Genomic DNA, 12,738 nt, shown 5'->3' on the forward strand with positions numbered 1-12,738 from the left:
GGCGAGGGTCCGTCAGGGTGCCACCGGGGCCAACCGGGCGTCCCTGCGGACCAGTTCGGCATATCGGCCGTCGCTGTCGAGCAGCTCCCCGTGGCTGCCGCGCTCGGCTATGCGCCCCGCGTCGAGGACCACGATCTGGTCGGCGCCCCTGACCGTGGAGAGCCGGTGGGCGATGGTGATGGTGGTCCGCCCTGCCGAGAGCGCGTCGATCGCCTGCTGCACGGCCTGCTCCGTACGGGTGTCGAGCGCGCTGGTCGCCTCGTCGAGGATGAGGACGGGAGGGTCGCGCAGAATCGTCCTGGCGATGGCGAGGCGCTGCTTCTCGCCGCCGGAGAAGCGGTAGCCGCGCTCGCCGACGAGGGTGTCGTAGCCGTCGGGCAGCGTTGCGATGTGGTCGTGGATCTGTGCCGCCCGCGCGGCCGCCTCTATCTCTGCCTGGGTCGCGTCCGGCTTGGCGAAGCGCAGGTTCTCGGCGACGGAGGCGTGGAAGAGATACGTCTCCTGGGAGACGACTCCCACGGCCCGGGCGAGGCTGTCGAAGTCGAGCTCCCGGACATCGACACCGTCGATCGTGACCCTGCCACCGGTGACGTCGTACAGCCGCGGGACGAGATAGCTGAGCGTGGACTTGCCGGAGCCTGTCGGGCCGACGACGGCGAGGCTGCCGCCGGCCGGGACGGCCACGTCGATCCTGTCGAGGGTCGGCCGCTTCTGCTTGTCGTCGTACACGAAGTCGACGTCCTCGAACCGGACTTCGCCGCGGATCTTCTCCAGCCGGACCGGCTTCTCGGGCTCGGTGATGTCCACCGGCAGATCGAGATACTCGAAGATCCGCTGGAACAGGGCGAGCGAGGTCTGCATCTGCACTCCGGTGGAGAGCAGGCTCACGGCGGGGCGGAACAGGCCCTGCTGGAGCGAGACGAAGGCGACGAGCGTGCCGATCGATATCGCGGCTCCGCCCGACTGGAGGGCGAGTCCGGCGGCCCAGTAGATGAGTGCGGGCATGGCGGCCATGACGATGCCGATGGTCGACATCCGCCACCGCCCGGCCATGCTGGAGCGGACTTCGAGGTCGACGAGCCGCTCGGACTCCTCGGCGAAGGACTTGGTGAGCGAGTCGGCACGGCCCATGGTGCGGCCGAGCAGGATGCCGCTGACGGAGAGCGACTCGGTGACGGTGGCGGCCATGGCGGCCATCTGCTTCTGGCGCTGCGTGGTGATCTTCTTGCGCTCGCGGCCGACGCGGCGGCTGATCCAGACGAACAGCGGCAGCAGGAGCAGCGAGACGGCGGTGAGCCGCCAGTCGAGCGCCAGCATCGCGACGACGGTGGCGACCACGGCCGTGAGGTTGGAGACCAGGGAGGTCGCCGTCGAGGTCACGGTCGCCTGCATCCCGCCGATGTCGTTGGCGATACGCGACTGGACCTCTCCGGTGCGGGTTCTGGTGAAGAACGCGAGCGGCATGCGCTGCAGCTGGGCGTAGACGCCGGTACGCAGATCGTGCATGACACGCTGGCCGACGGTGGTGGAGATCAGTGTCTGGAGCACGCCGAAGACGCTGGTCATCACCGCGGTGAGGATCATGCCGAGGGCGAGCAGGCTGAGCAGCCCGGTGCGGCCCTGCGGAATGGCGGTGTCGAGGATCTCGCGCAGCAGGAACGGCGAGGCGACCGAGACGAGCGACGCGGCACCGACGAGCAGGCCGACGACGGCGAGGCGGCCGCGGTAGGGGTGGAAGAGCCGGAGAATACGCCGCACTTCGGCGGGCGGTTGCTCCGCATCACGGGGTGGTGGTGTCCAGTTGGACTCGGCGTCGATACGCATGGGCTCCTTCGACCAGGGGCGAGACGGCAGGGACGGTGAAGCAACGAGAAGGGTGGTGCGGCAAAGATTTTGAGAGCATAGCTCATTGTTACCTATATTCACAATGAGCCCGGTCCTGATATTGTTCCCGGCATGAGCACCGACCCCGACGGCCTGCTGGCCGAGCAGCTCCTGCGGCTGACCCGACGGCTGCACCGCAGCCAGAAGCGCCAGCTGGAGTCGGCCGACATCGCGATCACGCCCGCCCAGTCCCGCCTCCTGCGCACCCTCGCGCATTACGACGAGCCGCCCCGCATGGCCGATCTCGCGGCCCGCCTGGAGGTGGTCCCGCGCGCCGTGACCAGCCTGGTCGACGGCCTGGAGGCGAGCGGCTGCGTCCGCCGCGTACCCGACCCGACCAATCGCCGGGTGATCCGGATCGAGCTCACCGACCCCGGCCGCGCAGCGCTCAGAGCGCTGCGCAGCGCACGCCGGGCGGCCGCGGAGGACATCCTGGCTCCCTTGACCACCGACCAGCGCGAGGTGCTCGGCGGACTGCTGTCCACCCTGGTCGACGGGCCGGGGCCACGCTGCTGACGCGGGCGACCCGTCGCCGACCGTGCCGCTGGGCGCAGCTCAGCAGTACCGCCGGTCCTCGGTCAGCACCCCCTGGACCGTCCGCAGGGCGCGCTCGTAGCAGCCGCCGGAGCCTTGGAGCCGGTAGCGCTCAGCCGTCGTGCCGACCGCGTGCCGCTGGTCACGCGGCACATTGGCCGTGTAGGTCGCATCGCCGGTGTACGCGTCATCGAGGCGCGACCACGCCAAGCGATGCCCGCTCCGCGCCACGACGGTGTCGGCCCTGTCCCCCAGGGTGAGGACGGTGCGCAGCCGGTCACCTTCGCCCAGTGTCGTGACACCGTCCATCGTGTAGGTCCGATGGCTGCGCGTGACCTGCCCGCCGCTGGTGACGCGCTCGTCGTCGCTCCAGGTCCCCTTGAGTGCGTCCATGTTCTCGCCCTCGGTCCAGCGGTGGGCGGAGGTGTTCGTGAGCACGCGGCGGACGGTCGTGGCGACCCGTCCGTGCGAGGTGTCGAGGTGACCCCCGACGGTGAGCCGATGGGCGCCCTCGGTGTCGAGCCGGTGCTCCGAACCGGGCATGTACGTCAACGAGTTGACCGGCGTGGATTCCTCGTGCCGGGTCAGCGCGCCCGTCACCACCGCGCTCCCCTCGTCCTGCCAGACCAGCACATTGGTGGGCGTGCTCCAGCCGGTCTGACCCTGCGGAACTCCGACGACGGACACCTCGATCCGGTGCGGCATGCCGTCGTTGAGCCGGGCGGCGAAGGGCGTGAGGTCGTACTGGACGGGCTTGATGTCGAAGGCGCGCGGCCCCGGAATCACGTACCAGAGGAAGGGGTTGGACCAGCCGCCCGTCCAGACCGTCGGGAACGGCGCGGCGATTCCCGCGAGTTGTCCGTCGACCTTGATCTGCACCTCGCGGTACGGCCCGCCCGCGGCCTTGCAGGAGTACGGCGCGGAGTCCGGGACGGTCAGATACCAGTACTCCTCGCAGCCGCCGCCCGACCCGGTCGCGTACACCTCGGCGAGGATCCGCTCGGAGTTGCGCGGCGTGGTGAGTGAAGTGCCCTCCAGCGCAAGCACCTTGTCGGGTGTGGCGGCCGCCTTCGCCGTACCGTCCGCCGCGTAGAAGGTCAGCGTCACCTTGACGTCGAGTACCCCGGTGTACGTCTCGTTGACCACGTTGCCGATGAGCATCTCGACCGGCTGGGCGCTGCGCAGGGTGTCGCTGTAGCGCGTGACGTCCTTCTCGACCGACCAGGCGATGCCGTCCGGCGAGGGCTGCGGGGTGGAGGTACGAAGGATCTCGACGCCGCCGACGGCGAGATGGCCGAGCCGGTCGTACTGCCGTCCCTTGACGCTGCCGTCGAGCCGCAGCACCACCCGGCTCCAGCTCTTGCCGCAGCCCTTCGGGGGCGCGTAACTCCCCTTGTACGGCGTGAAATCGCGGAACTGCGCCTCGGCGAGTGTCATATGGCAGGACTTCGTGTCCGGGCGGGCGACGGGCGGCGCGGCGGTCACCGGGTCGTGCCAGTCGGATCCGAACTCGGCAGGGGGCTCGTCGGCCGCCGCGGCGGGCCCGGCGCCGAGCAGCGATCCGGCCGCCAGCGCGAGACCGGCGAGCATGGACATGATCTGTCGTCGTCTCATGCGTCAGGAGTGAAGCGTGCGGCAGGCGCCGGGCACCAGACCCACCTGTTCGACCTTGGCGCGTTGTGTGTGCTGCGCACGAAATTCGATTGCGGGAAGGGGCTCCGAAAGGCGAACCTTGCACGGTTTCCGCCACACTTTCGAGCTCTGGGACATCATGCAGATTCGCGATCTTCCCTATCCCGACCCTGGTGTGGCCGATGCCGGGTCCGGTCCGCGTTTCCTGCTCTGGCTCGGGCGGAATCAGCTGGGCGGACAGTGCAAGGCACTGGCCTGGGGCCTGCTGCACTTCTGCGGTGTGGCCGGGCTGCCGCTGGGCGTCGGCCGGGCCGTACAGGCGGTCGTGGACCGTTCCGGCAGCGCCCTGGCACTCGCCGGCGCGCTGATCGTCCTGTGCGGCGTCGCGATCACCTTCGGCGACACGATGCTGCACCGCGCCGCCGTCACCAACTGGATCACCGCGGCGGCACGTGTCCAGCAGCTGCTGGCCCGCAAGGCGGCCGAGCTGGGCTCGGCGCTGACCCGCCGGGTCGCGGCCGGCGAGGTGGTCGCGGTCTCCACGGGCGACGTGGAGAAGATCGGCTGGTTCGTCGAGGCGGTCTCGCGCTTCGCCGCGGCCGCCATCACGGTGGCTCTGGTCTGCGTCGGCCTCGTCCTGTACGTACCGGCGCTGGGCTTGGTCGTCGCGATCGGCGTCCCCGTGCTGGCGCTGGCCGTGCTGCCGCTGCTGCCGCGCGCCACCCGGCGCGCCGACATCCAGCGCGAGAAGGCGGGCAGGGCCACCGAGCTGGCCTCGGACACCGTCGCGGGACTGCGGGTGCTGCGGGGCATCGGCGGCGAGGAGCTGTTCCTCGGCCGCTACCGGCAGGCATCCCAGGAGGTGCGCAGGGCGGCTGTGCGCAGCGCCCGTATGTGGTCGCTGATCTCGGCCATCCAGGTGCTGCTGCCGGGCATGCTGCTGATCGCGGTCATCTGGTACGGGGCCGGGCTCGCCCAGGACGGCCGGATCGAGGTCGGTGAACTGGTCACCGCCTTCAGCGCGGTGACGCTGCTGATGTACCCGCTGCGGCACTTCGAGGAGATCGCCATGGCGTACTCCTTCTCGCGGCCCTCCGCGAAGCGGGCCGCGCGAGTGCTGTCACTGCGGCGGGCGACCGAGCCCTCCGGCGTGGAGTACGGGCGCCCGAGCGGCGATCTGTACGACCCCGCCACCGGCGTCCTCGCGCCCGCGAGCCTTTTCACGGCCGTGGTCTGCGGCGACCCGGACGCGGCGGGACTGCTCGCCGAACGGCTCGGCGGGCATCCGGCCGCCGACGTGGCCGGTGCGCCGTCCGTGCTGCTCGGCGGGGTGCCGCTCGACGACCTGGCACTGGACGAGGCACGTGCCGCAGTCCTCGTACAGGACAAGGATCCGGTGCTGCTCTCCGGCACACTGCGGGAGCTCCTCGACGTCCCCTCCTCCGGCAACGTCTCCGCACAGGACGCCCTGCGGGCCGCGCAGTGCGGCGATGTGCTGGACGCGCTCGCCCAGGCGTCCCTCGACACCGACGGCGCCCCGATGCGCACACGGATCACCGAGCGCGGCCGGTCGCTGTCCGGCGGACAGCGCCAGCGGCTCGCCCTGGCGCGCTCCCTGGTCACCGACCCCGAGGTGCTGGTCCTCGACGAGCCCACCTCCGCCGTGGACTCGCACACGGAGGCACGGATCGCCGAGGGCATCAAGCGGCTGCGGACCGGCCGCACCACGGTCGTGTTCGCCTCCTCACCGCTGCTGCTGGACCGGGCGGACCGGGTGGTGTTCGTGCACGACGGCAAGGTGTCCGCGGTCGGTGCGCACCGCGAACTGCTGCACACCACCGCCGGCTACCGGGCAGTGGTCACCCGCGAGACCGAGGAAGAACAGCTCGGCGCAGTCACCGTCATCGGCGAACTGGAAGCACTGGAAGAGATCGAGGAGTCGGCATGATCGGCGTGGCGCCACCGGCGTACGACCCGGCGGCCCCGGAGACGGCGGCGACCCTGCCCGTCGGCACACCGGCGACCGTGCGGGCGTACGTCCGCGAACTGCTGCGGCGGCACCGCAGGGCCTTTGTGCTGCTGGTCTCGGCCAACGCCGTCGCGGTGATCGCCTCGATGATCGGTCCCTATCTGCTGGGCGGGCTCGTCCAGGACCTGGCGGACGGGGCGCGGGATCTCCATCTGGAGCGCACCGCCGCGCTGTTCGCGCTCGCGCTGGTCGTCCAGACCGTGTTCGTACGGCTGATGCGGCTGCGCGGCGCGATGCTCGGCGAACAGATGCTGGCGGACCTGCGCGAGGACTTCCTCGTGCGGTCGGTCGGGCTGCCTCCGGGTGTCCTGGAGCGGGCGGGCACCGGTGACCTGCTCTCCCGTATCACCACTGACATCGACCGGCTGGCCAACGCCATGCGCGAAGCCGTGCCGCAGCTGGCGATCGGCGTGGTCTGGGCCGGGCTGCTGATCGGCGCGCTCACCGTGACCGCGCCGCCGCTGGCGCTCGCGGTGCTCGTCGCCGTTCCTGTGCTGGTGATCGGCTGCCGCTGGTACTTCAGGCGTGCGCCTTCGGCGTACCGCTCGGAGGCCGCCGGGTATGCGGCGGTGGCCGCGATGCTGGCCGAGACCGTCGACGCAGGGCGGACGGTCGAGGCGCACCGCCTCGGCGGACGCCGGGTGGCGCTCTCCGAGCAGCGGATCAGGGAGTGGACCGCCTGGGAGCGCTACACGCTCTATCTGCGGTCGGTGCTCTTCCCCGTCATCAACGTGACGCATGTGACGATCCTCTGCTCCGTGCTGCTGATCGGCGGCGCCTTCGTCCTCCAGGACTGGATCACCGTCGGGCAGTTGACGACGGGCGCCCTGCTCGCGCAGATGCTGGTCGACCCGGTCAATCTGATCCTGCGCTGGTACGACGAACTCCAGGTCGCCCAGGTGTCGATCGCGCGGCTCGTCGGCGTACGCGAGATCGAGCCGGACGCGGGCGACGCGGGCGTCGTGCCGGACGGCCGCGACGTCCGGGCGGACGAGGTGCACTTCGGCTACCGCGAAGGCGTGGACGTCCTGCACCAGGTGTCCCTGGCGGTCGCGCCGGGCACCCGGCTCGCCCTCGTCGGCCCGTCCGGCGCGGGCAAGTCGACGCTGGGCCGCCTGCTCGCGGGCATCTACGCCCCGCGGGCCGGACAGATCACGCTCGGCGCCGCCGAGCTGTCCCGGATGCCCGCGGAGCGCGTCCGCGAGCACGTCGCCCTGGTCAACCAGGAGCACCACGTCTTCGTCGGCTCGCTGCGCGACAACCTGCTGCTGGCCCGTACCGACGCGTCCGACGCCGAGCTGCTGGCGGCACTCGGCGCGGTCGACGCGGACTCCTGGTCACAGGGACTGGACGACGGCCTGGACACCGAGGTCGGCTCGGGCGGCTTCGCGCTCACCCCGGCCCAGGCCCAGCAGATCGCGCTGGCCCGCCTGGTGCTCGCGGACCCGCACACGCTGGTCCTGGACGAGGCGACGTCACTGCTCGACCCGCGGGCGGCCCGCCATCTGGAGGGCTCGCTGTCGCGGGTCCTGGACGGCCGCACGGTGGTGGCCATCGCCCACCGCCTGCACACCGCGCACGACGCGGATGTGATCGCGGTGGTGGAGGACGGCCGGATCAGCGAGCTGGGCAGCCATGACGCGCTGGTGGCGGCGGACGGGGCGTATGCGGCGCTGTGGCGGTCCTGGCACGGGTGAGCGCGCCCCCTACGGCCTCATCGAAACGGCAGGCCCTAGATGTACCCCAGCGCCGCCGCGCCGCCCACTCCGCCGAGCAGCATGAACACCGGCATCAGCACCTTCAGCTCGATCCAGCTCCCGGCCCGGAACCGCATCGCCTTCGGCGGGCCCAGCGCGTACCAGCGCTTGCGGCCGACCGGGATGGGCCACAGGATCGGGCAGCCCGAGATCGTCAGCGCGTCGCCGATGTCGTGCACGAGCGCGCCCAGCACGATGGGCAGGCCCAGCCACAGGTATTCCTGGCCGGGGGCGGTGAACAGCCAGTCCGCGCCATTGCCCGGCTTGTCGAGCACTCCCGCCAGGATCCATGCGCTCGTGGCGCCGAGCAGCCAGACCAGTATGTCGCTGGAGACCCGCGCCGCCCGCCACAGCAGGCCCTCCACCGCGAGTACCAGATGGATGAACAGGATCGCGAGGACCGCCCACCGGCCACCGAAGATGGCCAGCGCCGAGGTGCCCGCGCCGATCATGACTGCCCACAGCCAGGTGTGGGTGAGCGTGCGATGGCCGCCGGTCCTGCGCTTGTCGCCCTGCTTCTTTGTCGCTTTGTAGACCGCGTACGACAGCTTGTCGACGACCTCGCACAGTCCGCGCGATATGGGCCCGAAGGCGCGCGAGATCGTCGCCGCCTTGTGGTCGAGGTCCGGCGCCAGCGCCGCACCGGCGCAGATCAGCGCTCCGACGACGAGGACCGGCCACGGCATCGGATGGCCGGCGGCGGCTGTCGCCGCGCCCACCCCCAGCCAGGCAGCCGCCCCGGACAGTGAGTGCGCCGGTCCCATCATGTGCGTTTCCCGCCCCATTGTTCTTGTGGTGAAGCCCAGTTGACAGGGCAGCGTATCGCCCGCGATCTTGCCGCCGACGTCCGGTTCCCTGATCCGGGGTGAAGGCAGGCAAGATGGGGGCGTGACCCTCATCGATCAGCTGCCGCCGGATACCGACCCCGATGTCCTCTTCGAAGCCTTCTCCTCATGGGCCGAAGGCCAGGGCATCACGCTCTATCCGGCTCAGGAGGAGGCGCTGATCGAGGTGGTTTCCGGGGCGAATGTGATCCTTTCGACCCCCACCGGCTCCGGAAAGAGCCTTGTTGCGGCGGGCGCGCACTTCGCCGCTCTCGCCCATGACCAGGTGACCTTCTACACCGCGCCGATCAAGGCGCTGGTCTCCGAGAAGTTCTTCGACCTGTGCAAGCTCTTCGGCACGGAGAACGTCGGAATGCTGACGGGCGACGCGTCCGTCAACGCGGACGCCCCGGTCATCTGCTGCACTGCCGAAGTGCTGGCTTCCATCGCCCTGCGCGACGGCAAGAACGCCGACATCGGCCAGGTCGTGATGGACGAGTTCCATTTCTACGCCGAGCCGGACCGCGGCTGGGCCTGGCAGATCCCGCTTCTGGAGCTGCCGCAGGCGCAGTTCATCCTGATGTCGGCGACCCTCGGCGATGTCTCCATGTTCGAGAAGGATCTGACCCGTCGTACCGGCCGCGAGACCGCCGTCGTGCGGTCCGCGACCCGGCCCGTGCCGCTCTCGTACGAGTACGTCACGACGCCCATCACCGAGACGCTCACCGAACTGCTCGAAACCCGCCAGTCGCCGGTCTACATCGTGCACTTCACACAGGCCCAGGCGGTCGAGCGGGCGCAGTCGCTGATGAGCATCAACATGTGCACGCGCGAGGAGAAGGACAAGATCGCCGATCTGATCGGCAGTTTCCGCTTCACCACCAAGTTCGGGCAGAACCTGTCCCGTTACGTACGCCATGGCATCGGTGTGCACCACGCGGGCATGCTGCCCAAGTACCGCCGTCTGGTCGAAAAGCTGGCGCAGGCAGGCCTGTTGAAGGTCATCTGCGGTACCGACACTCTCGGGGTCGGTGTCAACGTCCCCATCCGCACGGTGCTGTTCACCGCGCTCACCAAGTACGACGGCACTCGGGTACGGACCCTTCGCGCCCGCGAGTTCCATCAGATCGCCGGTCGCGCCGGGCGGGCCGGCTTCGACACCGCCGGTTTCGTTGTCGCCCAGGCCCCCGAGCACGTCATCGAGAACGAGAAGGCGCTCGCGAAGGCCGGCGACGATCCCAAGAAGCGCCGCAAGGTGGTCAGGAAGAAGGCCCCCGAGGGCTTTGTCGCCTGGTCGGACACCACGTTCGAGAAGCTGATCGCCTCCGAGCCGGAGCCGCTGACCTCCCGCTTCCGCGTCACCAACATCATGCTGCTCTCGGTGATCGCCCGGCCCGGGAACGCCTTCAAGGCGATGCGCCACTTGCTGGAGGACAATCACGAGCCGCGCAAGGCGCAGCTGCGCCACATCCGCAGGGCCATCGCCATCTACCGCTCGCTGCTCGACGGGGGAGTGGTGGAGCAGATGGACAAGCCCGACGCCGAGGGCCGCACCATCCGGCTCACCGTCGACCTCCAGCAGGACTTCGCGCTGAACCAGCCGCTGTCGACCTTCGCGCTGGCCGCCTTCGACCTGCTCGACCCGGAGTCCCCGTCCTACGCCCTGGACATGGTCTCCGTCGTCGAGTCGACGCTCGACGACCCTCGCCAGATCCTCGCCGCCATGCAGAACAAGGCGCGCGGTGAGGCGGTCGGCCAGATGAAGGCGGACGGCATCGAGTACGAGGAGCGCATGGAGCGGCTCCAGGACATCTCGTACCCCAAGCCGCTGGAAGAGCTGCTCTGGCACGCGTACAACGTCTACAAGAAGTCGCACCCGTGGGTCGGTGACCACCCGGTCTCGCCGAAGTCCGTCATCCGTGACATGTACGAACGGGCCCTGACCTTCACGGAGTTCACCTCCTGGTACGAGCTGGCACGCACCGAGGGCATCGTGCTGCGCTACCTCGCGAGCGCGTTCAAGGCGCTCGATCACACCATCCCCGACGACCTCAAGACCGAGGACCTCGAAGACCTGATCGCCTGGCTCGGCGAGATGGTGCGGCAGGTCGACTCCAGTCTGCTCGACGAGTGGGAGCAGCTCGCCAACCCGGAGATCGAGACCGCCGAGCAGGCCCAGGAGAAGGCCGACCAGGTCAAGCCGGTCACTGCGAACGCACGCGCCTTCCGGGTGCTGGTGCGCAACGCGATGTTCCGCCGGGTGGAGCTCGCCGCGCTCGACAGGGTCGACGACCTCGGGGAGCTGGACGCCGAGTCCGGCTGGGACGAGGACGCCTGGGGCGAGGCGATGGACGCGTACTGGGACGAGTACGAGGAGCTGGGCACCGGGCCCGACGCCCGCGGGCCCAAGCTGCTGCTGATCGAGGAGGACGCCGAGCACGGGCTGTGGCGCGTCCGGCAGATCTTCGCCGACCCGAACGGCGACCATGACTGGGGTATCAGCGCCGAGGTCGATCTGGCAGCCTCCGACGAGGAAGGCCGGGCGGTCGTGCGCGTCACGTCCGTCGGCCAGCTCTGACACCTGCCCCGACCCCTGGGAACACAGGAGAAACCCGATGACGAACCCGGCCGAGCGCCTGGTCGATCTGCTCGACCTGGAGCAGATCGAGGTCAACATCTTCCGCGGACTCAGCCCGAACGAATCCCTGCAACGCGTCTTCGGCGGCCAGGTGGCGGGCCAGGCGCTGGTCGCGGCCGGCCGCACCACCGACGGCGAGCGGCCCGTCCACTCGCTGCACGCCTACTTCCTGCGGCCGGGCATCCCCGGCGTGCCGATCGTCTATCAGGTCGAACGGGTCAGGGACGGCCGCTCCTTCACCACCCGCCGGGTCACCGCGATCCAGGAGGGCAAGACGATCTTCAATCTGACCGCCTCCTTCCACCGGCCGGAGACGGGAAGCATCGAGCACCAGCTGCCGCCGCGGCTGGAGTTCCCGGACCCCGAGACGCTCCCGACGGTCGCCACGGAGATCCGTGAGCACCTGGGTGCGCTGCCCGAGGCGCTGGAGCGGATGGAGCGGCGCCAGCCCTTCGACATCCGCTATGTCGACCGGCTGCGCTGGACGCCGGAGGAGCTGAAGGAGGCGGACCCGCGCAGCGCGGTGTGGATGCGCGCGGTCGGCCCGCTGGGCGACGACCCGCTCGTGCACACCTGTGCACTCACCTACGCGAGCGACATGACGCTGCTGGACGCGGTCCGCATCCCGGTGGAGCCGCTGTGGGGCAGGCGCGGCTTCGACATGGCCTCGCTCGACCACGCGATGTGGTTCCACCGGCCCTTCCGCGCGGACGAGTGGTTCCTCTACGACCAGGAGTCCCCGATCGCCACGGGCGGCCGCGGGCTGGCGCGCGGCCGTATCTACGACCTGGCAGGCAATCTGCTGGTTTCGGTCGTCCAGGAAGGTCTCTTCCGTCCCTGGGGTTCACAATGAACGTCGATTGCCTGCCCCTGAGGAGATTTCCATGACCCTGTACGACATCCCGCTGCGCACGCTCAACGGCGAGCCGACGTCCCTGGCCGACTACGAGGGCAAGGCCGTCCTGCTGGTGAACGTGGCCTCCAAGTGCGGTCTGACCCCGCAGTACGCCGGTCTGGAGCGGCTGCAGAAGCAGTACGGCGAGCAGGGCTTCAGCGTCGTCGGCGTACCGTGCAACCAGTTCGCGGGCCAGGAGCCGGGCAGCGCGGAGGAGATCGAGTCCTTCTGCTCGGCGACGTACGGCGTGACCTTCCCCATGCTGGAGAAGACGGATGTGAACGGGGCCGGCCGGCACCCGCTCTACGCGGAGCTGACCCAGGTCGCGGACGCGGAGGGCGAGGCCGGGGACATCCAGTGGAACTTCGAGAAGTTCCTGATCGGCAAGGACGGCCAGGTCGTGTCCCGCATCCGCCCGCGCACGGAGCCTGAGGACCCGGCGGTCACAGCCGCGATCGAGGCGCTGCTAGCCGCGTAACGACGACAAGCGCCGGACGGGCTCGGTCGAGCCCGTCCGGCGCTTGTCGATGGGGCCCAGGCCGTGT

General features: G+C 70.1%; 9 protein-coding genes. 6 read left to right on the top strand and 3 right to left on the bottom strand.

What is annotated here, in order from left to right:
- Window positions 1-12: 12 nt before the first annotated feature.
- Window positions 13-1,824 (bottom strand): ABC transporter ATP-binding protein, encoded by a 1,812-nt coding sequence (locus OG741_RS06395; RefSeq protein ID WP_405595846.1) that lies wholly within the window; start codon window positions 1,822-1,824, stop codon window positions 13-15.
- A 132-nt stretch (window positions 1,825-1,956) separates the two neighbouring features.
- On the opposite strand from OG741_RS06395, the gene OG741_RS06400 reads away from it, so the two are divergent.
- Window positions 1,957-2,400 (top strand): MarR family winged helix-turn-helix transcriptional regulator, encoded by a 444-nt coding sequence (locus OG741_RS06400; protein WP_405595847.1) that lies wholly within the window; start codon window positions 1,957-1,959, stop codon window positions 2,398-2,400.
- A gap of 39 nt (window positions 2,401-2,439) precedes the next feature.
- On the opposite strand, the gene OG741_RS06405 is transcribed toward OG741_RS06400, so the two are convergent.
- The gene (locus OG741_RS06405; RefSeq protein ID WP_405595848.1) at window positions 2,440-4,032 is read right to left on the bottom strand and encodes a peptide-N4-asparagine amidase; all 1,593 of its coding nucleotides are present in this window, start codon (window positions 4,030-4,032) and stop codon (window positions 2,440-2,442) included.
- Between the two features lie 157 nt (window positions 4,033-4,189).
- On the opposite strand from OG741_RS06405, the gene OG741_RS06410 reads away from it, so the two are divergent.
- Together OG741_RS06410 and OG741_RS06415 are read left to right on the top strand one after the other, a co-directional pair.
- Entirely contained in the window at window positions 4,190-5,998 is a 1,809-nt protein-coding gene (locus tag OG741_RS06410; protein ID WP_405595849.1) for an ABC transporter transmembrane domain-containing protein, read from the top strand.
- The gene (locus tag OG741_RS06415) at window positions 5,995-7,776 is read left to right on the top strand and encodes an ABC transporter ATP-binding protein (RefSeq protein ID WP_405595850.1); all 1,782 of its coding nucleotides are present in this window, start codon (window positions 5,995-5,997) and stop codon (window positions 7,774-7,776) included. The genes OG741_RS06410 and OG741_RS06415 overlap by 4 nt, the downstream gene beginning before the upstream one ends.
- Before the next feature lie 35 nt (window positions 7,777-7,811).
- On the opposite strand, the gene OG741_RS06420 is transcribed toward OG741_RS06415, so the two are convergent.
- On the bottom strand, window positions 7,812-8,603 hold the full coding sequence (locus tag OG741_RS06420; RefSeq protein WP_405595851.1) for a metal-dependent hydrolase: 792 nt from the start codon (window positions 8,601-8,603) through the stop codon (window positions 7,812-7,814).
- A 121-nt stretch (window positions 8,604-8,724) separates the two neighbouring features.
- On the opposite strand from OG741_RS06420, the gene OG741_RS06425 reads away from it, so the two are divergent.
- Genes OG741_RS06425 through OG741_RS06435 form a run of 3 tightly spaced genes read left to right on the top strand, consistent with a single transcriptional unit; the run spans window position 8,725 to window position 12,671 of the window.
- The gene (locus tag OG741_RS06425; RefSeq protein WP_405595852.1) at window positions 8,725-11,238 is read left to right on the top strand and encodes a DEAD/DEAH box helicase; all 2,514 of its coding nucleotides are present in this window, start codon (window positions 8,725-8,727) and stop codon (window positions 11,236-11,238) included.
- A gap of 37 nt (window positions 11,239-11,275) precedes the next feature.
- Window positions 11,276-12,151 carry an acyl-CoA thioesterase II gene (locus tag OG741_RS06430; RefSeq protein ID WP_328680604.1) on the top strand — a complete coding sequence of 292 codons (876 nt, stop codon included), beginning with the start codon at window positions 11,276-11,278 and terminating at the stop codon, window positions 12,149-12,151.
- Window positions 12,152-12,182: 31 nt separating this feature from the next.
- Window positions 12,183-12,671, top strand: a complete 489-nt coding sequence (locus OG741_RS06435; RefSeq protein WP_405595853.1) for a glutathione peroxidase — start codon at window positions 12,183-12,185, stop codon at window positions 12,669-12,671.
- Window positions 12,672-12,738 lie beyond the last annotated feature (67 nt).

The sequence above is a fragment of the Streptomyces sp. NBC_01410 genome (genome assembly GCF_045040195.1).
GTDB lineage: Bacteria > Actinomycetota > Actinomycetes > Streptomycetales > Streptomycetaceae > Streptomyces.